At 47.2% G+C, this 24,486-nt stretch carries 19 protein-coding genes; 8 read left to right on the top strand and 11 right to left on the bottom strand.

Features of this window, described 5'->3' with window-relative positions; genetic code table 11:
* Positions 1–98: 98 nt before the first annotated feature.
* The gene (locus AC0VXX_RS10300) at positions 99–362 is read right to left on the bottom strand and encodes a hypothetical protein (protein ID WP_475514160.1); all 264 of its coding nucleotides are present in this window, start codon (positions 360–362) and stop codon (positions 99–101) included.
* 176 nt (positions 363–538) lie between these two features.
* Here AC0VXX_RS10300 and AC0VXX_RS10295 point away from each other — a divergent pair, with 176 nt between their 5' ends.
* Positions 539–2,524, top strand: a complete 1,986-nt coding sequence (locus AC0VXX_RS10295) for a DNA topoisomerase III (protein ID WP_475514159.1) — start codon at positions 539–541, stop codon at positions 2,522–2,524.
* Between the two features lie 234 nt (positions 2,525–2,758).
* On the opposite strand, the gene AC0VXX_RS10290 is transcribed toward AC0VXX_RS10295, so the two are convergent.
* The 5 genes from AC0VXX_RS10290 to AC0VXX_RS10270 all read right to left on the bottom strand — a co-directional run bounded on the left by AC0VXX_RS10290 (position 2,759) and on the right by AC0VXX_RS10270 (position 8,919).
* The gene (locus AC0VXX_RS10290) at positions 2,759–3,712 is read right to left on the bottom strand and encodes a LysR family transcriptional regulator (RefSeq protein WP_475514158.1); all 954 of its coding nucleotides are present in this window, start codon (positions 3,710–3,712) and stop codon (positions 2,759–2,761) included.
* A gap of 424 nt (positions 3,713–4,136) precedes the next feature.
* Complete coding sequence (ilvN, locus tag AC0VXX_RS10285; protein ID WP_475514157.1) at positions 4,137–4,631, bottom strand: acetolactate synthase small subunit; 495 nt, start codon at positions 4,629–4,631, stop codon at positions 4,137–4,139.
* Complete coding sequence (locus AC0VXX_RS10280; RefSeq protein ID WP_475514156.1) at positions 4,631–6,352, bottom strand: acetolactate synthase 3 large subunit; 1,722 nt, start codon at positions 6,350–6,352, stop codon at positions 4,631–4,633. Before AC0VXX_RS10280 ends, ilvN begins: the two co-directional genes overlap by 1 nt.
* Before the next feature lie 432 nt (positions 6,353–6,784).
* Positions 6,785–8,032 (bottom strand): multidrug effflux MFS transporter, encoded by a 1,248-nt coding sequence (locus AC0VXX_RS10275; protein ID WP_239473341.1) that lies wholly within the window; start codon positions 8,030–8,032, stop codon positions 6,785–6,787.
* Positions 8,033–8,238: 206 nt separating this feature from the next.
* Positions 8,239–8,919: a glutathione S-transferase gene (locus AC0VXX_RS10270; protein ID WP_475514155.1), complete on the bottom strand. Its 681-nt coding sequence runs from the start codon at positions 8,917–8,919 to the stop codon at positions 8,239–8,241.
* Between the two features lie 345 nt (positions 8,920–9,264).
* Here AC0VXX_RS10270 and trhO point away from each other — a divergent pair, with 345 nt between their 5' ends.
* The 4 genes from trhO to AC0VXX_RS10250 all read left to right on the top strand — a co-directional run bounded on the left by trhO (position 9,265) and on the right by AC0VXX_RS10250 (position 13,945).
* Positions 9,265–10,245 (top strand): oxygen-dependent tRNA uridine(34) hydroxylase TrhO, encoded by a 981-nt coding sequence (gene trhO, locus AC0VXX_RS10265; protein ID WP_110458981.1) that lies wholly within the window; start codon positions 9,265–9,267, stop codon positions 10,243–10,245.
* Positions 10,246–11,372: 1,127 nt separating this feature from the next.
* Positions 11,373–11,837, top strand: a complete 465-nt coding sequence (gene slyA, locus AC0VXX_RS10260; protein WP_475516992.1) for a transcriptional regulator SlyA — start codon at positions 11,373–11,375, stop codon at positions 11,835–11,837.
* A gap of 10 nt (positions 11,838–11,847) precedes the next feature.
* Positions 11,848–12,906, top strand: coding sequence for an HlyD family secretion protein (locus AC0VXX_RS10255; protein WP_475514154.1), 1,059 nt, complete (start codon positions 11,848–11,850; stop codon positions 12,904–12,906).
* A 7-nt stretch (positions 12,907–12,913) separates the two neighbouring features.
* Complete coding sequence (locus AC0VXX_RS10250; protein WP_475514153.1) at positions 12,914–13,945, top strand: DUF2955 domain-containing protein; 1,032 nt, start codon at positions 12,914–12,916, stop codon at positions 13,943–13,945.
* Positions 13,946–14,015: 70 nt separating this feature from the next.
* Here the strand turns inward: AC0VXX_RS10250 and AC0VXX_RS10245 are convergent, their stop codons facing one another.
* Together AC0VXX_RS10245 and AC0VXX_RS10240 are read right to left on the bottom strand one after the other, a co-directional pair.
* Entirely contained in the window at positions 14,016–14,927 is a 912-nt protein-coding gene (locus AC0VXX_RS10245) for a slipin family protein (protein ID WP_475514152.1), read from the bottom strand.
* Positions 14,914–16,425 (bottom strand): NfeD family protein, encoded by a 1,512-nt coding sequence (locus AC0VXX_RS10240; RefSeq protein ID WP_475514151.1) that lies wholly within the window; start codon positions 16,423–16,425, stop codon positions 14,914–14,916. The genes AC0VXX_RS10245 and AC0VXX_RS10240 overlap by 14 nt, the downstream gene beginning before the upstream one ends.
* A 391-nt stretch (positions 16,426–16,816) precedes the next feature.
* Between AC0VXX_RS10240 and yegD the strand changes: the two genes are divergently transcribed.
* Together yegD and AC0VXX_RS10230 are read left to right on the top strand one after the other, a co-directional pair.
* Entirely contained in the window at positions 16,817–18,187 is a 1,371-nt protein-coding gene (gene yegD / locus AC0VXX_RS10235) for a molecular chaperone (protein ID WP_475514150.1), read from the top strand.
* Between the two features lie 414 nt (positions 18,188–18,601).
* Positions 18,602–19,051 (top strand): CreA family protein, encoded by a 450-nt coding sequence (locus AC0VXX_RS10230; protein ID WP_475516991.1) that lies wholly within the window; start codon positions 18,602–18,604, stop codon positions 19,049–19,051.
* A gap of 256 nt (positions 19,052–19,307) precedes the next feature.
* Here the strand turns inward: AC0VXX_RS10230 and AC0VXX_RS10225 are convergent, their stop codons facing one another.
* The 3 genes from AC0VXX_RS10225 to pdsR all read right to left on the bottom strand — a co-directional run bounded on the left by AC0VXX_RS10225 (position 19,308) and on the right by pdsR (position 23,443).
* Entirely contained in the window at positions 19,308–20,483 is a 1,176-nt protein-coding gene (locus tag AC0VXX_RS10225) for a cystathionine beta-lyase (protein WP_475514149.1), read from the bottom strand.
* A 90-nt stretch (positions 20,484–20,573) separates the two neighbouring features.
* On the bottom strand, positions 20,574–22,748 hold the full coding sequence (gene pdsS, locus AC0VXX_RS10220) for a proteobacterial dedicated sortase system histidine kinase (RefSeq protein WP_475514148.1): 2,175 nt from the start codon (positions 22,746–22,748) through the stop codon (positions 20,574–20,576).
* Positions 22,749–22,750: 2 nt separating this feature from the next.
* Positions 22,751–23,443, bottom strand: coding sequence for a proteobacterial dedicated sortase system response regulator (gene pdsR / locus AC0VXX_RS10215; RefSeq protein ID WP_475514147.1), 693 nt, complete (start codon positions 23,441–23,443; stop codon positions 22,751–22,753).
* A 231-nt stretch (positions 23,444–23,674) separates the two neighbouring features.
* Here pdsR and pdsO point away from each other — a divergent pair, with 231 nt between their 5' ends.
* On the top strand, positions 23,675–24,457 hold the full coding sequence (gene pdsO, locus AC0VXX_RS10210) for a sortase-associated OmpA-like protein PdsO (protein ID WP_475514146.1): 783 nt from the start codon (positions 23,675–23,677) through the stop codon (positions 24,455–24,457).
* The last annotated feature ends 29 nt before the right edge of the window (positions 24,458–24,486 follow it).

The following is a 24,486-nucleotide window of genomic DNA, read 5'->3' as shown; positions in this document are numbered from 1 at the left end:
TTTGTAAGTGCAATACACCTCGCAGTACAGCCTTTTCATAACAATGCGCAGCTAGTCGTTGCAATTTGCTTGGCTATTTTTAGTGTACTTAATCGCTATTACATCAAATGTGTAATCCAAACCAGTAACCATATACCAAAAAGTATAGTGACCGAGATGCGATTAATGGGTTGCTTGATAACCATAGCCGCTAAGGTAGCTACGCTCGTCAGTATGACCTGCAGACTAAACATCAGTAACACGCCTAATTCTGACGGTTTTGTCGCTAGCGGAGCGGCCAATAAAAGTAATGCAGCTATCAAGAGGAATTGGTAGATAAGTACTTGGTCTAACCTATGTTGAGTGACAGTCGTGGTATTCATTGTTAGCTCCTCGATGAATGTACGCCATATTACCCGCAAATGAGAACTGTTCTCAATTGAATTTACATACCCTATGTTGTAAGTCATGAACCGTATTTTAGATTTGCAGCATGCGGTAAGCTGAGTTAAAGTTACTGTTAATTTATACAGTTGTTCGCCCTGACTATCTGAGTACTATGATTTTATATATCGCCGAGAAACCCAGCCTTGGCCGAGCCATTGCTGATGTATTACCCAAACCGCTGAAAAAGGGCGACGGTTTCATTACCGCCGCCAATGGGGATTGTGTCTCTTGGTGTATCGGCCATCTGCTTGAGCAAGCGGAGCCCGATACCTATGACAGTGCATATAAATCATGGAAATTTGAACACTTACCTATTATTCCTAGCCAATGGAAAATGAAACCTAAGCCGAAAACGCGCAGCCAATTAACCGTGCTGCGCGGCTTGGTAAAACAAGCATCTCAGTTAGTTAATGCAGGGGATCCAGACCGTGAAGGGCAGTTGCTGGTGGATGAGGTAATTGCGCATCTTGGGGTTAAAGGCGATAAGCTTAACCAGACCATGCGATTATTAGTGAGCGATCTTAATCCGCAAGCGGTTAAACGCGCCTTAGGTCAGCTACGCAGTAATCGCGAGTTTATCCCGCTATCTACTTCTGCCTTAGCGCGCTCACGTGCCGATTGGCTCTATGGTATGAACATGACGCGAGCTTATACCTTACAAGGGCGCAAAGTGGGCTATCAAGGCGTGTTATCGGTTGGCCGAGTGCAAACCCCACTGCTTGGGTTAGTGGTTCGCCGTGATGCCGAGATAGCGCAATTTATCAGTAAACCTTTTTATGAGGTATTGGCTAATTTAACCACAGACAAAGATCAAAGCTTTAAAGCCAAATGGCAACCCAGTGAAGCCTGCTTGCCCTACATGGATGATGAAGGGCGTGTGCTATCTAAAGGCTTAGCCCAAAATGTGATCAGCCGTATAAGCCAACAAACTGCCGTAGTTACAGGGCTTAACAGTAAAGATAAACAACAACATCAGCCGCTACCTTATAGCTTGTCATCGCTTCAAATTGATGCGGCTAAACGCTTTGGTATGAGTGCAAAGACGGTGCTCGATACTTGCCAGTCGCTGTATGAACGCCATAAGCTGATCACTTATCCGCGTTCAGACAGTCGCTATCTACCTAAAGAGCAGTTGACGTTGGCGCCCAGTGTGATTAAAGCCATCATTGGCGGCGCACCTGAGTTAGTCCAAGGCATTGAATCGCCCGATCCAAAGATAAAATCGAAGGCGTGGAATGACAGCAAGGTTGATGCGCACCACGCGATTGTTCCAACAGAAAAACGCGCTAACTTAGGCAGTTTGAATCAGGCTGAGCAACAAATTTATCTGCATGTGGCTAGGCAATATTTAGCCCAGTTTTATCCACCTTATCTGTATCATGAAACTCAGGTTGAAGTGGACATTGTTAAGGGACGCTTCACCACTAAAGCCAAGCAAGACCGAGCCCTTGGCTGGAAACAGCTGTTTCCAGCGACGACAAGCAAATCGGCACCGCAGGATGAGGCCGATACGTTGCAGCAGTTGCCGCCTTTGATTAAGGGGCAAACGTTGCATTCGGGACTGGCGGAGTTAGTTGAGAAAAACACCCAAGCCCCAAAAGCGTTTTCGGATGCAACCTTGCTAGCGGCTATGACCGGCATTAATCGCTATGTGACCGACCCTGAGATCCGTAAAATCTTAAAAGATACCGATGGCTTGGGCACAGAGGCGACTCGCGCAGGCATTATTGAGTTGCTGTTTAAACGTGGGTTTTTACAACGCCAAGGTAAATCGATTGTCGCGACCGAGGTCGGTAAAGGCTTGATAAACAGTTTACCCGACTCAGCCACAACACCCGATATGACGGCCTTATGGGAAAGTCACCTCGATGCCATTTGTCGTAAAGAGGCAAAGTATCAGAGTTTTATGACGCCATTAATTGATTCGCTCGAGCAGTTAATTGCCCAAGCTGGTGCTCAATTGCCCACATCATTGCAAGGGGTTAAAGCCCCGAGTGGCCAGTTTAACAAGCGCCGTGGTAAGGCAAGTTCAGCTAAAGCCAGCACCTTGGCCGGTAAAAAATCAAGTGGGCGCAGCAGTCGTACCAAGGTTAAGTGACGCATTATCCATCTAGGTTGCAGAGGGGTTATGTCAATCTACCAAGTTAAACCTGCTGGTATGACATGGCTATTTATATTTGCCTATGATGAGGGGCTTAAATCCGACGTTATTGTTTGTTCATCTGAATGATTCGCCGTATCGGTATGAGTGTCGGCAATCTATGTCAGCCTAATGTTATTGTTTTATATGGGCACTTTGCTCTGAATATGTTTTATGCATAAATGGCCCATATCATAGCTGTTGACGGTACGCGGTTTGAGTTGAGGCAATAATCATCTCTCGCAACCAGCGATGACTGGGATCGAGGTCAAAATGCTCGTGCCATAACAACACATAGGTGCCAGGTACTAATTCAGTTGGAACGGGAAGGGTGATCAACTTGAAATGGCGTATCATCTCTTTTGCATATTTGGCTGGCGAACACAGAATGAGGTCACTTTGCTCACATAGCTGCATTGCGCAATGAAAATCCGTTAGATTAACGGCAATATCACGCTTCAAATGTTTTATTTGTAATACATCATCGAGTAGCCAATGGGCGATCCCGCCAAACGTGACCTGCAGATGCCGATATTTTAAGAATGTCTCTACATTCCACTCTTCATCCAGTAGTGGATGGCCTTCACGGACAAGGCAGACCGAGTGATCTCGGGTTAGTTCGGCATAATTTAAGGATGCTGGTAAGTTTTTAATGTGTAACTGAGAGCGGTCATCCCATTCACGGCACGCTATACCTAAATCATTATCACAACGTAATAATCGGTCCATGCTTTCACTGTTCCATGTATGGCTATCGACAGTGATATTGGGGGCTTGCTTGAGTAATTGCGGCATAAAATATGGGTAAGTTAATGAATAGGCCGTCTCTACTAGCTCGATGCGAAAACGACGGCGACTATTTGATGGCTCAAAATGGCTTGGTCGAGTTAATTGCTCTACTTGATTTAATATTTGACGAATTTCAGGTCCCAATTGTTTTGCCTTGGGCGTTGGGCGTAAACCATGCGCGGTGCGTTCAAAGAGTTGATCATCGAAGGACTCTCTCAGTTTGTTGAGTTGCTTACTCACGGCCGACTGACTTAAATAGAGGCGCTCTGCTGCTGAAGTGACACTTTGTTCCTCGAGTAATACCTCAAGTACCGTAAGTAAATTAAAATCAAATTGCTTCAATGAACCGCTCCCCATCGTCTTTGGTATTAACCATGGGAATGATATCGATTTATTGTGGCTTTCGATATAGTTAATCAATCTATCAATAAGTTAACTGATGCCGCGTTGAGTGTTTACCTTGAATTTAGCCTTGAAATAGAATTATGACTCAGTGTTTAGAATAGTGCGCCGGTGGATGCTCAGATAAGCGGTTTAGCAGCTGATATTAATTAAATAATTCGAACTTTGTACTCCCTTTAGTTAGTCTTTTCCCGAGTGTGCATGCCTATGTGGCCTTTACCCTTTACCTTTTACCATGCTTACTTATATCACGCTCACTGACCAAGTGAGTAAGCCGCGCAGGTTGTTATATCATGGCCAAGACAGATAAATGAAAACGCCAGCGCAATATCGCTGGCGTTTTATACCTCATTTTGTTGACCAACCAAGTTTGATGGCATTAGGCTCGCATCGATTTCTCACCCCGGCACAAGCCTACGACGCCAGAGCGAGAGACCTCAATCACTTTGGTGACTTCACCGATAGCACTGATAAAGGCGTCAAGCTTTTCTGTGGTGCCTGTCATCTGTATGGTGTAAAGCTCGGCGGTGACATCGACTATCTGACCACGAAAAATATCGGCAGTGCGCTTCACTTCGGCGCGTCCAGCGCCTTTGGCTTTAACTTTCACTAACGCCAGTTCGCGTTCGATATGGCTGGACTCAGTGATATTAGCGACCTTTAAGATGTCGATAAGTTTATGCAGCTGTTTTTCTATCTGTTCTAACACCGCGGCGTCGGCCACCACTGTGATGTTTAAACGCGATAGGGTCACATCATCAGTCGGTGCAACGGTTAAACTCTCAATATTGTAGCCACGCTGGGAGAACAAGCCGACCACACGAGATAATGCGCCGGGTTGGTTTTCAAGTAACACAGAAATAATACGACGCATTAGCTTTTCTCCGTTTTGCTTAACCACATTTCATTCATCGCCCCGCCGCGAATAAGCATAGGGTAAACATGCTCAGTTTCATCGACACTAATATCAACAAAGACCAGTTTATCTTTCATCGCCAGCGCTTTTTCTAGGCCAGCCTCCAACTCTGCGGGATCGCTAATGGTCATGCCCACATGACCATAGGCTTCGGCTATTTTGGCAAAATTGGGTACCGAATCCATATAGGAGTGTGAGTGACGTCCTGAGTAGATCATATCTTGCCATTGCTTAACCATGCCAAGAAAACGATTGTTTAAGTTGATAATTTTAACTGGCGTATCGTATTGCAAAGCGGTGGATAGCTCTTGAATGTTCATCTGTATCGACCCATCGCCTGTCACGCAGATCACTGTCTCATTGGGCATAGCCATTTTAACGCCCATCGCCGCCGGCAAACCAAATCCCATGGTGCCCAAGCCGCCAGAGTTTATCCAACGACGTGGTTTATTAAAGGGGTAATAAAGCGCGGCAAACATCTGGTGTTGACCCACATCTGAGGTTACGTAGGCATCGCCATTGGTTAACTTATGTAGAGTTTCAATCACTTGTTGAGGCTTAATTCGGCCACTGGTTTTGTCATACGCTAAGCTGTCCCGTGAGCGCCATTGATTGATTTGGCTCCACCACTGGTCAATCGCCGTTTTATCGTTATCAAGCTGACTGTCTTCTGCCAGACGCGCTAGCATATTATCCAGTACACTGTCTGCCGAGCCGACGATGGGGATGTCCACATGTACTGTCTTAGAAATTGAGGACGGATCGATGTCGATGTGTAAAATCGTGGCATTTGGGCAATATTTTTCAACGGCGTTAGTGGTGCGATCATCAAATCGCACCCCAATGCCGAAGATTAAATCTGAATGATGCATGGTCATATTCGCTTCGTAGCAGCCATGCATACCGAGCATGCCGACGCTGTTATCGTGGGTGCCAGGAAAGGCTCCCAGCCCCATTAGCGTGCTCACCACTGGGATCCCCAGTTTTTCAGATAGGGTAAGAATTTGCTGATCGCAGCCAGCGGTAACCGCCCCGCCGCCAACATAAAGCACAGGTTTCTTAGCCGTTAGCAGCGCTTGTAAACCGCGACGAATTTGGCCTTTGTGGCCCGAGGTCGTCGGATTGTAGGAGCGCATGTTGATCTCTTGTGGATATTGATAGTCATGCAATATCTGTGGGTTCAAGCAATCTTTGGGGATATCGACGACGACGGGGCCTGGACGGCCTGTCGCGGCAATATAAAAGGCTTTTTTGATGATCTCTGGAATATCTTTAGCATCGGTCACTAAGAAACTGTGTTTTACCACAGGTCGTGAAATACCAATCATGTCGCACTCTTGAAAGGCATCATTACCGATAAGGTTACTGGGCACTTGTCCTGACAACACCACCAATGGAATAGAGTCCATGTAAGCGGTAGCAATACCAGTAATGGCATTAGTTGCACCTGGGCCGGAGGTCACCAGCACCACTCCCACATCGCCCGTTGCGCGTGCGTAGCCATCTGCCATATGCACGGCGGCTTGTTCGTGCCTAACAAGGATATGTTCGATACCAAATTGTTGATGCAAGGCATCATAGATGTCGAGAACAGAGCCACCAGGGTAGCCGAAAATGTGTTTAACGCCATCGTCGATAAGTGAACGGACGATCATGCTGGCGCCGGATAACTTCTCCATTATTGATCCCTCAATAGTTACCGCTACGGTATGCAGTATCTTGCTACAGCGACGGTAATCGCTTGAAATGATAAGTTTGAAGGGTACTTCAAACTCGTTAATCACCCGTACATCAATGTGTTAGCTTGTTAGCTTGAGTGACTGCCGTTATTGAGCAGAATTTCATCATATAAAATAGTGCTGTTAAATCAAGCGTTTTATTTAAATATTTTGGGCAGATGAAAATAAATCAGGTGAATTGTTGCGTTATAGTTGCGTGCAGGGCGGTTATTGCTGCCCCTGACCTTAAATAGGGGCAAGGTTTGGGGTCTATGGTTTTTAGGGCAAGGTTTTTAGCTTATGGTCTGGGATCTATGATTTGGGACCTATGGTTTGAGGCCTATAATGCACCAAGCTCATAGGCAGAATCCCCCCCAGCTTGAGGGGATTAAGTTATTCAGCTTGTTCTGGTTCTTTATCGGAAGCTGGGTTTATGTGATGGGCTAAAAATTGGCACAGTCCCACCAATATCACAGCGGCTAACATCAGTGCAGCAAAGGGCACCGCAGTGCCTGTATAAAACAGCGCCAGCAAGGGACCGGCTAACGCGCCGCATCCAAAGCGTAAGGTGCCGATAACCGCAGTTGCCGTGCCTGTTTCTTGCTGAAACTTCATCAGCACTATGGCATCGGCATTAACCGACATTATGCCTAAGCAGCCCATTAACGGGATCAACATGGCGACGGTGTAGTGATAACTTAAATCGGCTAAGTTAACGCTAAGTAGTGCAGCTCCAGCTACGCTTGCCAGCAGGGTGGCGACTTTGAGCATACGTCGTGAGCCATATTGCATCACAATTTTGCTATTGACCACATTCGCTAACATCAGTGCGCCGACATTAGTGCTAAAGAGAATTGCAAACAGTGACTTATCTAAGCCAAACACCTCCATATAGACAAAGGGCGAGGCGGTTAAATAACAGAAAAAAGCAAACGAGGTGAGCACCCCACTGGCCAAATTGAGTTTAACCCCGGGCTTAGTAAACACCACAGCATAGGCGCCAAAGAAGCTTTTTTGACTGCGCTGCGCGCCGCGCTCATCACTGGGCATCTTGAGTTTGGTGACCACTAAGAGCAACAATAAGAGCGCATAACCGCTCAGCGTAAAAAAGATTAAATGCCAGTCTCCGAGCTCTAAAATAATACTGCCTATCGTGGGGGCGATAAGTGGGGCTAACATCATGATCAAGCTGACATACGACATCCCTTTAGCAGTATTTTTGCCATATACCTCTTTAATATAACCGGGTACTACAACCGTTGCTGCTGCGCCAATAAAGGCTTGTAAAAAGCGTAAGCCTAAAAACAGCTCGACATTCGTCACAAAGGCTAAGCCAAGACTCACCAACATAAAGCCACTGAGTCCGATAATCACCAATGGTTTACGACCTACTTTGTCGGCGATAGGGCCGAAGGTGAGCATGCCAAGAGCATAACCCGCCAGATAGAGGCTTAGTGATTGCTGCACTGTGGTAATGCTTGAATTAAAGCTCAATGCAAGGGTTGCCATCGCCGGCAAATACATGTCGATAGCCAGCGGCGTAATCGCAACAATAGCCGCTAGCATGGGGATCAATAGCGCTAAATTTAAATGAGTCACGCAAGCCTTGTCGTGCGATGGTGGGACAGACGCTGTGTTCACTGATACCTCTTGTGATACGAAATTAATTAACATTGAAGCGGATAACGCTTGGTTAAGCGTTATCGAGGAAGATGATTGATTGTACGAGATCGCGCCCCCATTTGGCTAACGGTTTGTGAGCGATATAACCTTATTAGGAGGGGGACGTCTATGTGAATAATTGTCAGCGAGGGATCGCGGGTGAATGGATGCTTTATTTGGGCTTTTTATTGCGTCTTACTTTTTAAGAGCAAGGGATCACCTGTAAACATAACCGCCTCACCACTGTCGAGCCAGGTGGGGTATTTGCCCATGATAGCGTTAAACATTTCGCTATTAAGCAGCGTTTGCAACCAAGTTTGCACCTTAGGGTAGGGCGCTTGCTGCCACCAAGGTAGGTCGACATGGGCAAATTGACGAATAAACGGAAAAATAGCGATGTCAGCGAGGCTCAACCGTTCGCCAAGTAAATAGGGACCGATTTGCAGTTGCTGTTCGAGTCTGGCAATAAAATGCTCCCCTTGCTCCCGATAATCCTCTGCTTGTTGCTCTGGGTGACGATCGGCGTATTTGTATTTGTCTAAGTAAGGCTTAAAGTCATTATCGTTTTGCTGGATAAGCGATTCATTCAACGCCTGTAGTGTTGGTTGGTCCAAACGGCGTAAATCTAAAGGATCGTTATGCTGTAATGCCCATTTGATAATATCGAGACTTTCATCGATAACAGTGCCATCTTGCAGGATTAACACGGGTACAGTGCCTTTGGGGCTGGCCTCAAGCATGGCCTGAGGCTTATGCTTTAAGATGATTTCACGCAACTCGACTGTATGTTGTGCAAGCCATAATCCGAGTCTGGCGCGCATAGCGTATGGACATCGACGAAATGAATATAAGGTGACGCGGGGCATAACTCTCTCCTTTCTTAAGTGACTATTTTCACTGTTTTGAGCCAGATCGCAAATAAAATCCCAATTGTTTATGGCTGAGGTTGTCATTGCGTGTCGGCCCTGGCGATAGACCAATAGGGGCGGGGCGTTTATAACGGTGGAATACTTTTGGGGTAAGGTGAGGGCGTGCACTTTGTCGTTAACCTGCGGATTTGATCTGGTTGTTTGCAATAACCTTACTCTTTGTGCCTGTTTATTCGAGTGTGATTTAGGTAGAATCACGCTCCAATTTTGCGCCTGAAATCACATTTTTAGGCGGTTTACATGCACTGGGGATTACGCCTCAGCCAGCATATAGAGGAAAGTATGTCTCAAGTCGTTGTTTGTGCGCTATATAAATTTGTATCTCTGCCTCATTTTGCCGAAGTCCAACAGCCGTTATTGGCTCAAATGGAATCAGTGGGCATCAAAGGCACCTTGTTATTAGCCAGCGAAGGCATCAACGGAACTGTTGCCGGTACCCAAGCGGCTATCGATTCACTATTGGCCTGGTTAGAACAGCAGCCAGGGCTCGACCATATTGTCTACAAGTTATCATTTGATGCTGAAATGCCTTTTTATCGCACCAAAGTGAAGCTTAAAAAAGAGATTGTCACTATGGGCGTTGAGGGGATCGATCCGCGCAAAGTGGTCGGTACCTATGTCAAGCCAAAAGATTGGAACCAACTGATTTCAGATCCTGACGTCCTCCTTATCGACACCCGTAATGACTACGAAGTGAGCATTGGTACGTTTAAGCATGCGGTTGACCCAAAGACACAAACCTTTAGAGAGTTTCCTGATTATGTGAAGGAAAATCTTGATCCGGCTAAACATAAAAAAGTCGCCATGTTCTGCACTGGCGGTATTCGCTGTGAAAAGTCGACCGCTTATTTGAAAGAGCAGGGATTTGATGAGGTCTACCACCTTGAAGGCGGCGTGCTGAAATACTTAGAAGAGGTACAGCCTGAAGAAAGCCTATGGCAGGGTGAATGTTTTGTTTTCGATAACCGTGTGTCAGTCAATCATCAACTCGAAAAGGGTGAATACGATCAATGTAATGCCTGTCGTTTACCGATCACCGAGGCTGATAAAGCCAGTGAGCATTATGTCAAAGGGATCAGCTGCCCATATTGTGTCGATAAAGTATCAGACAAGCAGCGTGAGCGTTTTGCTGAGCGAGAGCGTCAAGTTCAGCTGGCTAAAGCGCGCGGTGAAACTCATATCGGCAGTGACGTTAACTCTGTGATAGAGCAGCGCCGTTTACACAAGTTGGCTTTAAAGCAAAGCCAACAAGATGAACGCTAAACCGATTAAGGCTAATCCCTTTGTTGCAGACCTAGTGGTGGCGCAGCAATAAAGCCATTAGTATGTTATTAGAAAAACGGCATAAAACTGTGCTCATTTAGATTTTTTTATAATGAGCATTGGCGTTTTATCTGTAGCGTCTATACTGAACTCACTGCTACAGAATATGTTGCATCGGGCGACACTCTGTATCTTCTGCAGGGTTAATAGAGGTTCTTATGGGTTGGTGTTGATAGACTGTCTCTATTAGCGTTCTTGGTAAGAAACTAAGGCGAGTATTGTATTAAGCAATGCTCGCTTTTTCTTGGTTTTTTTTGCAAAAGCAATATAAACCGACAACATAAACATGAGGCTCGACCTTACGTCAGAGTGTTTATCTGCCCTTAACCATATCATTAAGGCTTATACTTAAAGGTATATGAGATGTGTCAATTTTATACTCAAAATACAAGCTATTAATTATTTTAACCAATTAATAATTAAGGCTTTAAAGTCAGTTTTCCTACCGAAAGTTGCACGCTTCCCGTTGTTTATTTAACTCATTTATTTCAGTCTTTATATTGTAAGTCATTTGTATGTAAGTTCTTTATATGGAAGTCTTTATTCAAGTCTCACCATCATAAGCTTCAAGCCTTAACAGTCTTATCATCACGATAGCCTATTATTGCTGACGACGTATGAGAGCCACGGCTAAATTATCGAATCAAATGGATCGATAACGTGTCCCACTCCAATGACATTTTTTGTTAATTAAAGTGATGAGATCGTGCCTATATATGTTGCTGGTGCGTTTTGGATGCTAGCCATTTTTATAATCTGAGCAATTTTTTGATTTTTATATTTACTTAGCCTGCTAAGTAAATATAATGCTTAGCAGGCTAAGTAATAACCCTCAAGATTGCCCCTTTCCATGACATAACCATATCAACATAGTTTGCATGTGTAGGTGACATGTTGCTTTAAAGGCACAAGTCATCTCAGCGCTGGTTAATGGGCTCTACATAACACTGGTGCTTGGCGACATGCAGCCGAGCAACAACACAATAGGTAGAGGATGAGTTGTCATCTACTAAATAATGGTGAGTACTGTGAATAAGACCGAGAGCGAACATGTAAATCCTGCGCCAATGGCCGAGCATTCAGAATTGTCGTTAGGTGAGCGTCTAGGCCGCTTGCATCGGTTGTGGCGAATGGTCGCTGATGCCGAATTAGCACCTCTGGGGTTAACGCATTCTCGCTGGACGGCGCTGTGGAAGCTGTATCGTATCGGCCAAGATGTGAGCCAAAAGCACCTTGCCGAGGCGCTAGAAATCGAGTTGGCTTCATTGATGCGTACTTTAGGCCAGTTAGAACAGCAGGGGTTGGTAATACGTCACTGCTGTGAGCATGACAAACGTGTCAGACGTGTCGCACTGACCGAGGCGGGACTTGCAGTACTACATCAAATGGAAGCCAAAATTATTCGGGTACGCGCCGAACTGCTAGCGGGAGTTAGTCCAGAAATGCAAGCACAGTTTGAACAAACACTTAATCAGATTAGTCACAATGCGGCGGCCAGATTAGAGGCTACCGTTACTAAAGCACAGGAGTAATATAGAGTATATGACGCCAGATCAACAATTTACGCGGTTAGTCAAATTTGCCATTGTGGGTTTTTTGCTACTTTTTAGTTATTTTTTACTCGCCGATATCAAAATGCCGTTAACGACCCAGGCCATGGCAACCCGCACCATTACTCAGGTGGCGCCGCAGATCAGCGGTAGAGTGGTGCAGGTCTATGTGAACAATAATCAAAAAGTGACTCAAGGCGATCCGCTATTTAGGCTCGATCCTACCGAATATCAACTCGCGCTAGAGCAGGCTGAGTTGGCCCTTGAACAAGCAAAGCAAGATAATGCCGAACTCGATGCGGCTATGGCTGTGGCAGAGGCTGATGTGGCGGCCAGTGAAATTAATTTTGCCTTAAAGCAGCGCGAAGCTAAGCGCATACAATCGCTTTATTCCCAGCAAAGTGTGTCACAACAGATGATAGATCAAGCGCGTACCCAAGTGAAAGCCAGTTTATCTCAGCTGCGCGCCGCTAAGGCACAATTAGCCAAGGTCAGTACGCTTCGTGGCGATGCTGGAGACAGTAATCTTAAATTACGCCAAGCACACAATAACCTTAAAAAAGCACGTTTAGCCCTGAGCTATACCCAAATACGCGCCGATCATGATGGGGTCGTTACCAATGTGCAGCTCGCGTCTGGCAACATGGTCAATAATGGTTCGCCTGTGATGGCCTTGGTGCTTGAGGATGTCGATGTTATAGCCGATTTTCGTGAGAAAAGCCTGCGTCATGTTAGTCGCGGCGCCAACGCGTGGGTGGCGTTTGATGGTCTGCCGGGTCAGGTCTATCAGGCTAAAGTCAGTAGCGTTGATGCCGGTGTGAGTGCGGCGCAGTTTGCTGCAGATGGTCGTTTAGCTACCCCTGAAGAGTCTAATCGCTGGGTACGCGATGCGCAGCGTTTTAGGTTGCACCTGGATATGAATGGAGCACAACCCAATACCTTACCAGCAGGTGCCAAAGCCACAGTGCAACTGCAGCCAGAAAATGGTGTCTATCGCTTGTTGGCCAGTGGGCAAATAAAGCTCATTAGCTTGCTGCACTATATTTATTGAGGTGGTTATGCAGTTAATTCGTCATCATCCGATGACAAGCAACGATCTGCAGCAATGTTTACGTATCGCTACGGGGGCCAGTCTCGGCTTTTTATGTAGCAAGGTGATGGGTTTTAATTATGGGGTGTTTTTTACCGTAACCCCCATGTTACTGCTGGGATTAGTGCCTGTCATGTCGATGCATGTCACCCGCCAAGTGATCGCCTCATCGGTGTTATCTATTATTGAAGTGAGCCTCATCGCGGGTGTATTTGGCGGACACCCGGTAGTGATGTCATTGCTGGCCTTTGTGTTATTTCTGTATCGATTTGCCTGTATGTCACGTGGTAGCCTGTTTTTGTTTGGCGCCAATGGGGTCATTAGTTTGAGTATCATGCTGCATTTTGCCAGCTATCCAGACACGAACTTAATGGATTTGGTATTTTGCAATTTTTGGGGTCATATCGTCTCAATTGCGATAGCGTTATTGATGATGCTGATGTTTCCCGATGTTAGCCCTAGAGCCGCGCCAACTGCGCCCAGTAAAGCGCCGCACCGTATGCGACATGAGGCTCTATTAGGTGCCAGTGTGGCGACCTTATCTTTTTGTCTGTTTCAGGTGTTTGATCTGCGTGATTCGTTATCGGCGCAGGCGACCACACTGTTGCTCCTGTTTCCTATGCATTGGAATGGCGCGCTCGATTACGCACGTCGGCGTGCACTGGGCACCATTTTAGGGGTGAGCAGTGGCTTATTGATCCAGCTTGTGTTGTATAACTGGTCGCACGAATTATTGTTATTATTGCCACTGTTTTGGTTATTTAGCTTGCTGTTCAGTCAAGCACATATTACCGAGGCGATGGGCTCAGGTGTCGGTTTTGCGGGCATGTCGACATTAGGCATTTTGTATGGACAAAACTTAACCCCAAATAACGATTTGGTATTTAGCAGTTTGTATCGAGCCAGCAGCATCATGGTGGCGATTGTATTGACGCTTATTGCCTGTTATTGCGTGCATAGCTTGCTTAATCGATTTGAGACGACTCGCTTTGGTCAGTAAGGTGCAGCTGTAATGATTCTCGTGAATCTATTCACGCTTAAGCGGAGTGGACACTGCTTAAGCGTGGCTGTTAGTTCGCCTTGGAGTCACTCGCTGGAGAAGGCGCATCAACAATATCATCAACAGTATCGTCAATTACATTAGCGATAGTGCTATTACTTACATCGCTATTGTCGCCTGCCGTTGCAGCGCTTGTTGTCATTGACTCTTCGCCAGACAGGGTTTTATCCATTACGCCGTTAAGTAGGTTCATGGGCAGCGGAAATAAAATTGTCGAATTTTTTTCGCCAGCGATCTCAGTTAACGTTTGCAGATAGCGCAGCAAAATCGCATTAGGCTCTTTGGCGAGGGTTTGCGCGGCGGTGACCAGTTTGGCCGAGGCTTCCATCTCACCAGAGGCATGTATCACCTTGGCTCGACGAGTTCGCTCAGCTTCCGCTTGTCTTGCAATGGCACGTACCATGGTTTCATTCAGATCCACATGTTTAATCTCGACATTCGATACTTTAATGCCCCAACCGTCGGTGCGACTATCTAATATCGATTGAATGTCGGTGTTGAGCATCTCTCGATTGGCGAGCATTTCATCCAGTTCGTGTTGCCCTAACACTGAACGCAGGGTCGTTTGTGCTAGCTGCGAGGTGGCTTGTAAGTAGTCTTCTACATTAATGATCGCCTTTTGCGCATCGATCACCCGAAAATAGAGCACAGCATTGACCTTAACGGATACATTATCGCGGCTGATCACATCTTGACTGGGCACATCCATCACCACGGTACGCAGATCCACCCGTACCATTTGTTGGATCAACGGAATGACGATAATCAGTCCTGGCCCCTTTACTTGGTAAAAACGTCCCAGCATAAAGATCACGCCACGCTCATATTCTCGTAAGATTTTGAATGCACTAAACAATAACGCCAGTAGCAAAAATCCTAGCGCGATAAAAAACACCGAGGGGTTATAACTAATTGCGTCCATTGACTATCTCCTTAGAGGACTGGGCTGGAGTCGGGGTGACTGTTAGGGTTAGGTGGTCTCGAGCAACCACCAAAACCCGCTGATCCGTATGGGTCGGTTTATCGCTCACTGCGGCCCAATGTTCGCCATCAAGGCTGACAAATCCTTTTTCAATAAATCCCTCAACGACTATGGCCTGTGCGCCGACAATTGCATCATCACCACTCACGGCTTTATGCTGCCGTTGCCGCCACAGGGTGGTTAATACCCACAGCGAAAATAGCAGCGCAGTAACGGTTACAGCGCCAATGAGCGGCAGCGAAATTGCAAAATGCTCTACATCACTGTCGATAAGGAAAACGGAACCTAGAGCAAATGCGACCGCGCCCCCTAAACCGAAAATACCAAAACTTGGCACCATAGATTCGGCAATTAACAAGCTGATACCTAATAGCATCAAGCCTAATCCGACATAATTGATCGGCAGGAGTTGAAAAGCATACAAAGCAATAAGCAGTGATATGGCGCCAGTCACTCCAGCCACGCCGACACCTGGGCTATAAAACTCGAGCAATAAACCGTAAATACCAATCAACATTAAAATGTAGGCGATATTGGGGTCGGTAATGGTCGCAATAAAGTGATTACGCCAGCTGCGCTGATGCGCTATGAGTTGGGCATTACTTAAGGTTAATGTCAGCTGTTGCTCCCCCATATCCACTTGGGTGCCATCAAGTTGAGCCAGCAGATCGACTGCATCATCTGCAATAAAATTGATCACGTTTTGAGCTAAGGCTTCTGTTGCAGTCAAGGTGGCAGCTTCGGTGACGGCACGTTCGGCAAAGTCGATGTTACGATTGCGCAGAGTCGCTAAGGCGCGAATGCTAGCGACGGCATCATTTAACACCTTACGCTCCATTGCACTGCTATTATCGGTGGCAGTCTGTTTATCACGATTGTTATCTGCGCCATTTTTGTCACCTTGATCGCCGGGGCTGGACTCATTAGGAGCAGGGGCACTCGGCGAGGGCGCATTGGGGGGCGGTGACATAGGCCCACCCATCTTGACCGGCGTTGCAGCACCTAAGGTTGTGGCTGGCGCCATTGCCGCAACATGGCAGGCGTACAAAATATAGGTTCCTGCGCTCATGGCTCTGGCACCGGCGGGTGAGACTAAACACGCGATAGGTATTGTTGACGCCAATATGGCTTGATTGATGGTGCGTAAACTACTGACAAGCCCGCCGGGCGTATCCATAGTGATCATCACTAGGGGGGGGCGCTGCGATAACGGGAGCTGATTCGCCTGAGTGATTTCGCTGACCAAGTATTCGCTGACTGCTGGACCAATAGCCCCTTCAAAACGTAATAATGGCACGCTCTGCTGTATGGAGGCTTGTGGAGATAAATCATTGGGTTGCTCAGAAAAAATGGCGCTGGTATCAACCTGTGCCATCGCAGAGCTAGACGCACAGATACTCAGTAATAGCAGCACAAACAAACTTATGATTCTGGTCATTATCCTGCAGGCCCGTTGGCGGTGAGTCCATTGCCAATTTATCTGCCTGCGGTGGGTTAGCCACTCACCCTTGCTAACCCATCTCGCTGATTGTAATAGTGCAGTCATAACGGCGTCCTAAGTCGAGCCAATGTTAAGTTTAGTCTATTAACCTTCATTGAGTAGCCGCTATGTGGTCACTAAATCACAAGCAGTGAAAAAAGCGGCAGTGACACATTCAGTGGCAGCAGGTGACCAAGTGCTACAGTGAGTTACACGGCGTTATGCATCTCCCAATGACGCCGAAGCTAGGTTATTTACCTGTTGGTGCCGCTATTATTTTACGACGCTGGTTGTCTTTTAGTGCGAGTGTGTTATTTTGCACGGCTTTTTACTCGTTGGAGCCTTAAGCATGTTTGTTGGATTCGATTACGGTAGCGCCAATTGCGCCGTGGGGATAATGGATCAAGACACTGTAACGCTATTACCCTTGTCAACTGATTCAAATTATCTGGTTTCAACTTTGTATGCTCTCGACCGGGATCTTATTTGTGAGGCGGTGCTTAAAGCGCTGCCGGCTGAGCAGCAAAGCGCCTATGCCACAGCACGTTCAGCGCAGCTAAGCCGTGCCCGCCAAGCTCGCCGAGAGTTAGACCTAGATACAGATGAACAGGCGGTTTTTGTTGGCGAACAAGCGGTGCAACATTACCTTGAGATGCCAGAAGAGGGCTTTTATGTCCGTTCACCGAAATCGTTTTTAGGTGCGACAGGATTACGAGCCGATCAAGTGGCCTTGTTCGAAGATATCGTCACTATGATGATGTTACATATCAAACAACTCGCCGATGCCAAGCTGGCGAGCCGCGGCCAAAAAGTGACTCACGCGGTGATTGGCCGTCCGGTTAATTTTCAAGGCATTGGCGGCGAAGAGAGTAATGCTCAAGCCGAAGGTATCTTGCGTTTAGCGGCCAGCCGAGCTGGATTTGAAGCCGTGGCCTTTTTGTTTGAGCCGCTAGCGGCAGGTATGGATTATGAAGCCAGCCTAACCGATGATAAAACGGTGTTGGTTGTCGACGTTGGTGGCGGCACCACAGACTGCTCAGTGGTCAAAATGGGCCCATCGCATATCGACAAAGCCGATCGCAGCGACGATTTCTTAGGTCATAGTGGTCAGCGGATCGGGGGTAACGATCTGGATATCGCCTTATCGATGAAAGCCTTTATGCAGCACATGGGCCTTGGCAGTCATATGGTCAATGGCCTACCTGTGCCAAGTAAGCCGTTTTGGAATGCGGTTGCTGTCAACGACATCAGTGCTCAGCGAGATTTTGCTAGCCTGAGTTCGCGCAATATGATTAAAGAGCTTATTACCGATGCCGAGCGCGCGGACTTGCTACAGCGCTTGTTAAAAGTGCAGCAAGATCAGCTCGGTTATCGTATTGTCAGAAGTGCTGAAACTGCGAAAATTGCCTTGTCAGAGACAAGCGAAACCACTGTGACGCTGGATTATATTTGCCAGCAATTGGATGCCAATGTCGACGAGCAGATGTTTATCGATGCCATTAGTCAGCCTGTGGCGCAAATTCAATCTTTGATGGCTGCTGCGTTAGCCGAATCCGGTGTCATGCCCGATATTATCTACGTGACGGGCGGGACAGCCAAAAGCCCGGCTATCTACAACAGTATCGCGGCCATCTATCCTGCAATCGATATTGTCGTTGGCGATCACTTTGGTAGCGTCACGGCAGGATTAACCCGCTGGTCGCAACGCATCTTTAATTAAAGCCGATTAATTAAAGCCGGTTAATGAATGCCTGATAACCAAGGTTATTTTATTCTGAGACAGGCTGTTAACTCAAGGCGGACGCGTTAAGCCTTTAACGGTAAATAGGATTAATTTAGGTATTTACCGTTAAAAGGCATTATCATCCAGTGACTCATATTCAAGTACGCGTTTAAATGCGTATTCAAGAGGCTCATATTTGAGTGATTCAGATGCTAGTTGCTCAAGTGAAGCCACTAAAGCTCAAGCTACTCACATTTAAGTCACCCAAGCTCAAATTATTCAGGCTCAAGTTACTCAGGTTCAAGTTACAGGGAAGCTACTATGTCATTTTTTACATCATTTTTGTCGCAAGCGCCAACAGCCCAATCCTATTCATCTAAGGGGTTAACCTCCTTGTTACTTGCTAGCGTGATGTTAATGGCCACAGGCTGCGGCGATGATGTAGGCAAGGTGAGCCTTGGCCTGTTTACCACTAAAGATGTGCTTATCGATGCTTTGGACGATCCAAAAGTGCCGGGTGTCACCTGTCATATTAGCCGTATTGAAGCCAATCTTGATTTTGCCGATCCCTCTGATATGGGTATCGCCTGTCGTCAAACTGGGCCAATAACCGCCGCGAATATTGCTACAATCGATAAGAGTAAAAATGGCGAGGTGGTGTTTAAGGCCTCTCTGAGTATTTTATTTAAGGTGCTTAAGGTGCGCCGTATCTATGATGCTGAAAATCAAACTTTAATTTACCTGTCGTACTCAACCAAAGAAACCAATGGCAGCCATAAGCACGCTATCTCGACCGTGCCGTTATACGGCTCACAAGCTTGGCAAGACCCAGCAACTAAGACTGATAACTCCGTGCGTTAAAAAGGATGTGCTAACCCATTTTATAGTTGCAATGAGTGAGCGCTAGTTCGCAGGTGATGTAGGTTGTAAAGGCGCGAGATTTATCGCTTCAGCCTCCAATGTACTGGCCAAGTGTTAGTCTGGTCAGTTTATCATTGGGTATTTTAGTGACACAGATCAGACTTAGGGGCATCGGGTTTAACCATTACAATCTCTGATTAAACCTTTAGCCCTGTGCTTTGCTTAATTCCTCAGCCTGAGTGCGCTAACGCCTCATTTAGCCTTGGGCTTGATTGAATCGCTCAAAAGCGCGGGCTAAATCGTCAATGAGATCGTCCGGGTTTTCCAGTCCTATGTGTAAACGGATTAAGGGTTTACTGCTGTCCCAGTGGGTTGCTGTGCGCAGTTTATCGATTCCAAATACGCCCAAGATCAGGCTTTCATAACCGCCCCAAGAAAAGCCCATCTTAAAGTGTTCCATATTTTCGACCAGTGCGGTAACCGATTTGAGGTTGCCTTGCTTTAACACAAATGAAAATAACCCATTGGATGCGCTGAAATCGCGTTTGAAAAACTCATGACCTGGACAGCTTGCAAATGCAGGGTGACGAATATGATCCACCTCGGGTCTGCTGGCTAACCAATTAGCGACTTTAAGCGCATTTTGTTCATGCTGCGCCATACGTACGCCTAAGGTCCGCAGTCCGCGGCTGGCAAGATAGACATCGTCGGCAGAGGTACACTGGCCCATTAAGTAACTGTTTTCCCGTAGTTGATCCCAATGCAGACTGTTTGCCGTGGCCGTGCCCAGCATCACATCTGAGTGACCTACAATATACTTGGTAGCAGCCTGAATCGAAATATCGACCCCCATATCAAATGGACGCGAGTTGATAGGTGATGCCCAGGTATTATCTAACATGACCACCATATTATGCTGGTGGGCAATACGGCTGAGGGTGGGCACATCCTGCACTTCCATGGTGATAGAGCCGGGGGATTCGAGAAATAACACTTTGGTATTGGGCTGGATAAGCGTGGCGATGTCGGCGCCCATCATGGGATCGTAATAGGTGGTGTCAATGCCGAAGCCTTTGAGCAGCTTGTCGCACAGATCGCGGGTGGGCTCGTAGGCGCTATCGACCATCAAGAGATGATCGCCTGCTTTTAAAAACGATAATAATGCGCCCGAGATGGCAGCAGAGCCCGAAGGGTATAACGCGGTACCAACGCCGCCTTCCAGTTCGGCGATGGCGGCTTGAAACGCAAAGTGGGTAGGGGTGCCGCGACGGCCATAAAACATCTCGCCATTGGCGCGGTTTTTGGTGGCAAAGCGCATCTCTTCCATAGTGTCAAAGATCACGGTTGATGCGCGAAATACGGGTGGGTTAATCACCCCTTTAGTCCACTTTTTGTCTCTGCCTAGGCTAACTATTTGCGTCTCTTTTTTCATTGTAGCGACTCCCACCCTTATTTTATTTTTAGCCATCTTAACATCTAAATGGCCAAATAAAAGGGCGGATGGGCAATGAACACAGATATTTTATACCGCGCTGATCGGGAGTTTGATGCTGATCATCACGCCTTGGTGTTGGCCGTCCTGCTGGATGTTTTTAGCTTCAATGCTGCCCTGATGGAAATCGGTGATCAGCCGCGCTATGTATAACCCTAAGCCTAAGTGGGGTTTATCTTGATTAGGCTGGCGGCGCACCGAGACCATAGATTCAAAAATTTGCTCACTCATATTTTCAGGTAGTGCGGGCCCTTGGTTGTAAACGCTCAGCATGGCGATACGGCCTTTAGCGTGCAGTTTCACCTCAATTGGCGTTGCGGGCAGGCTAAACTGAATGGCGTTAGCGACCAGCTTATCCATCAACTGGGCAATATATTCTGGCACCCCTTGCATGTTAAGCGGCTCGGGGCAAATATCGACCTCGAACGTCTGCTTAGGGTAAGTGATTTGATAACCCTGCATGCAACCCGAAATCACTTTTGCCAGTGGGAAAGTATCCACTTCGGCGTGGGTGAGGGCCTCTTCTAGCCGAGTTGCCTCACTCATGTTATTGAGGATCATATTAAGGCGGCTGACGCCTTCTTGGGCACGATCGACATATTTTTGATGCTCAGGTGGCAACGATTGGGCGTTGAGGTGTTCCAGCGATGAACGCACTACGGCAACTGGGGTGCGCAGTTCATGGGATAATCGTGATGACATGTTTTCAAGGTAATGGGTATATTGACCTAACCTGCTGACAATACTGGCAAAGCTACGTGATAAATCGCCAATTTCATCGCGCACCTTTGAGCCCACAATGGCCCGTTTAATCCGGCCTTGGCTGTCGATGGCTTGTTCGGCTTCATCCCTGAGTTTGCGGATGCGACTGGAGATGCTCGAGGCGAAAAAGAACAGGGCAAGAGTCCCCATACTCATCACCGTAATGATCACGTTAAACAGTTTTTCGAGTGCCTTGTTGCGCAGGGTGCGAATACCATGAGTGGTTTCTTCGGCAATCACCACACCCATGACGGTATCGTCAATCCAAATCGGGCTGGCAGCAGCCAAGACCACCGCTTTACCGTCGGGGGTTAAGCGCCACGTTGAGCCAAACTTGCCCGATAAGGCACGCTTAATATGGCTACCTTCGAGCACAGCTGAATCTTGTAGCGAGTCGACAAAGTCTTTTGCTGGCGTGGTCAGTACGCGATAGTAGAGTGGGTGTAAATATTCTTGTTTAAAATGCTCCCATGCACTTTCATCGCTGCGCTCGGTTGCCGCCTGAGCCCAAACGTTATTGTTACTGTGAATATCACCCGATTTAGCCAAGACTCGCCCATGTTTGTCTACCACCCAAATGCGTGAGCTGTTATGGCTCATGCCTTTGATAATACTTTCAATTTCAGGAGACGGAACCAATACAGTGCCCAATTCATTCACATCGTCTGTGGCCGAGGTGCCGACAATGGCTTCTACCTGTCGGTGGCGTTTATCGTTAACATCGGCGATGGCAAATCCCAATTTACTGCCCACCATGTCCAGTGGGATCCGCAGCTCAATATTATAACCTTGTTTTGTCTTACGCCATTTACCTTGAATTTTCAGCTCTGGAGTGACAGGGGTTTTTCGCTTAGGGTTCTCAGGCAGTTGGAATGCGCTTATCCAGCCATCACGGATGGTGGCGACAATATAACGCTTAAATTTTCCGTCGGGAGCCTGAGTTGCAATGGCTAAGTAGTCATTAGTTTCAATGCTTAAGCTATTGGTGCCGCGGTATACCACATACGGATCTGTGACTTCAAAAAAGGCATACAGGTAGCCCGAATACTTGCCGACCATGTGGTTAAAGTGGATCGCGGGTGGATGATTATCGTCAAGGTTGAACAGTTGATGCTCTTGGCCGTAATGCAGGCTGCGGTGGCGATAATTACCCCAATCGCTGAGTTTGCCATCGAGCTGGATAGGGCTTGCCAGTGGATAGGCGTACAAGTCTCGTCCTTGCTCCACTCGTGACAAAAAACTGGCCTGTTTGTCGAACAGTTTTGGTCGCTCATGCAGCGCGGTCGCTAATGCTTGGGTCGTGCCTTCGAGGGTTTTTTCTTGACCGTGGCGTAGGTATTTTTCCATCTCCCACACATATTGATAGCCCAGCCAGGGTAGGCAGAGCAAAAATAGAGACAGTATGGCGACTTTGGTGCGCAGCCCAATAGGCAAAGGAAACATAACTAGCCTTGGTTATCCCAGCGATAACCCATGCCATAGACGGTATCGATACAGTCAAAGGTGTCGTCTTGGGCGATAAACTTTTTGCGGATCCGTTTGACATGCGATGTGATGGTGCTGTCGTCAACATAGATTTTGGCGTCTTGCATCAAGGCTTGGCGGCTGCGCACATGCCCCGGATGTTTGGCTAAGGCATGCACCATCCAAAACTCAGTGACGGTGAGCTCAATGGGCTGATTCTTCCAGTACACCTGAATGCGGTTAACGTCGATAGACAGATGACCATGCTCAATGAGCTGGGCATGTTGCGTGCTGCTTTCTTGTATTTCTGAGCGGCGAAACAGCGCGGCTAAACGCGCGATAAGATGAGGAAAACTCACATCTTTACTCAGGTAATCATCGGCGCCTAAGCGTAAGCCGCAGACAGTATCAAAATCGCTATCACGAGCAGTTAAAAAAATAATCGGCAGCTGGCTAGACATGGCTCGCAGTGATTGACACAGGGTAAAGCCGCCATCTATTTCATTTTCAAGGCCAATATCAATAATCGCTAAGTCGGGCAGACGGGTGGTGAAAGCTTGCATCGCACTGGGGCGATTGGCATAAGCTTGAACGCTGTAACCTTGCTGCTGCAGCACCTCTTTATAGTTTTCACGGATAGCCGCTTCATCTTCCACTATTGCAATACGCTTCATTGCTCTCTCATCGCAGTATGACTATTTAATGGATGGTGACTATACAGCAAATTTTTATTGATAAAAGTGACTTAAGGGAATTGCCATTTTGTTGCCACAATTGGTCGCTGTAATGCCACTTTTGTTCCCTGCCTGCGCCACTTAACTGCGTTTTAATGAACTCATCGACATCATGTCCCCGGTTTTGCTTCACCATCATTTTTGCCGGGACATTACATTAAGGATAACAAGATGAAAAAGCAGATTATTGCCGTACTGATCGCCAGCGCGCTATTGACCTCTTCTTTTGCTTACAGTGCTCAAGATAACAGTAATTTAGAGAGTGGCAATTTAGGTGGCAGTGCTCCAGCAAGTGTTGAAGCCTCCTCAGACACCGAAGCGCTAATTGGCGTCGGCTCAGGTATCATATTGGGCGCCGTTGTGGGTGAACCTGTCGGGGCGATTATCGGGGCTTTTACTGGCGGTATGATAGGCCAAGCGGTGGCCGATGACAGTGAAATAAAAACCCAGCATGCGTTGCTCACTGAACAAGAGCAACAGATTGCCATGCTCAACCAACAAAACCGTGAATTTGAGCAGGTCAGTGAGCAATACAACCATGCGCAGCGTGAGTTAGCTCAATTAAAGCAGCATCAGCAAGCGGGCCTTGAAGAGCTGGCATTAGGCTTAAATGTACAGTTTAAAACCGGTTCATCGGAGATAGAACCTCATTTTCAAAGCCAGCTTAATGATGTGGCGGATCTGATGTCACTGTCGCCAGAATTAACATTAGATTTAACCGGTTACGCCGATCGCCGTGGTGACTCGAGTTATAACCAAGCCTTGTCTGAGCAGCGGGTGGCTGAAGTTCGCCGTTACCTTGTTAAGCAGGGTGTGGATGAGACGCGCCTTGACGCCAAAGCCTATGGCGCCAGTGCACCGGTTAACGATGAGCAGAGTTTTGAAAATGATTTCTTTGACCGCCGCGTGACCATCCAACTGTTAAATGCTGATACCGCCATTGCGGCCAACTAGGCTCAAGCGCGAGTGACAAGGAACACAGA

The sequence above is a fragment of the Shewanella sp. QJM3NY_23 genome (genome assembly GCF_056173105.1).
This window is presented reverse-complemented; position numbering and strand designations above follow the sequence as displayed.

Coding starts and splice junctions, on each gene's coding strand:
- pdsR (WP_475514147.1), bottom strand. CDS start 23,443: ATGAAGCGTATTGCAATAGTGGAAGATGAAGCGGCTATCCGTGAAAAC.
- ilvN (WP_475514157.1), bottom strand. CDS start 4,631: ATGCGTCGTATTATTTCTGTGTTACTTGAAAACCAACCCGGCGCATTA.
- AC0VXX_RS10255 (WP_475514154.1), top strand. CDS start 11,848: ATGACGCCAGATCAACAATTTACGCGGTTAGTCAAATTTGCCATTGTG.
- AC0VXX_RS10240 (WP_475514151.1), bottom strand. CDS start 16,425: ATGACCAGAATCATAAGTTTGTTTGTGCTGCTATTACTGAGTATCTGT.
- AC0VXX_RS10230 (WP_475516991.1), top strand. CDS start 18,602: ATGTTAATGGCCACAGGCTGCGGCGATGATGTAGGCAAGGTGAGCCTT.
- trhO (WP_110458981.1), top strand. CDS start 9,265: ATGTCTCAAGTCGTTGTTTGTGCGCTATATAAATTTGTATCTCTGCCT.
- AC0VXX_RS10270 (WP_475514155.1), bottom strand. CDS start 8,919: ATGCCCCGCGTCACCTTATATTCATTTCGTCGATGTCCATACGCTATG.
- slyA (WP_475516992.1), top strand. CDS start 11,373: ATGGCCGAGCATTCAGAATTGTCGTTAGGTGAGCGTCTAGGCCGCTTG.
- AC0VXX_RS10280 (WP_475514156.1), bottom strand. CDS start 6,352: ATGGAGAAGTTATCCGGCGCCAGCATGATCGTCCGTTCACTTATCGAC.
- AC0VXX_RS10225 (WP_475514149.1), bottom strand. CDS start 20,483: ATGAAAAAAGAGACGCAAATAGTTAGCCTAGGCAGAGACAAAAAGTGG.
- yegD (WP_475514150.1), top strand. CDS start 16,817: ATGTTTGTTGGATTCGATTACGGTAGCGCCAATTGCGCCGTGGGGATA.
- pdsO (WP_475514146.1), top strand. CDS start 23,675: ATGAAAAAGCAGATTATTGCCGTACTGATCGCCAGCGCGCTATTGACC.
- AC0VXX_RS10290 (WP_475514158.1), bottom strand. CDS start 3,712: ATGGGGAGCGGTTCATTGAAGCAATTTGATTTTAATTTACTTACGGTA.
- AC0VXX_RS10250 (WP_475514153.1), top strand. CDS start 12,914: ATGCAGTTAATTCGTCATCATCCGATGACAAGCAACGATCTGCAGCAA.
- pdsS (WP_475514148.1), bottom strand. CDS start 22,748: ATGTTTCCTTTGCCTATTGGGCTGCGCACCAAAGTCGCCATACTGTCT.
- AC0VXX_RS10295 (WP_475514159.1), top strand. CDS start 539: ATGATTTTATATATCGCCGAGAAACCCAGCCTTGGCCGAGCCATTGCT.
- AC0VXX_RS10300 (WP_475514160.1), bottom strand. CDS start 362: ATGAATACCACGACTGTCACTCAACATAGGTTAGACCAAGTACTTATC.
- AC0VXX_RS10245 (WP_475514152.1), bottom strand. CDS start 14,927: ATGGACGCAATTAGTTATAACCCCTCGGTGTTTTTTATCGCGCTAGGA.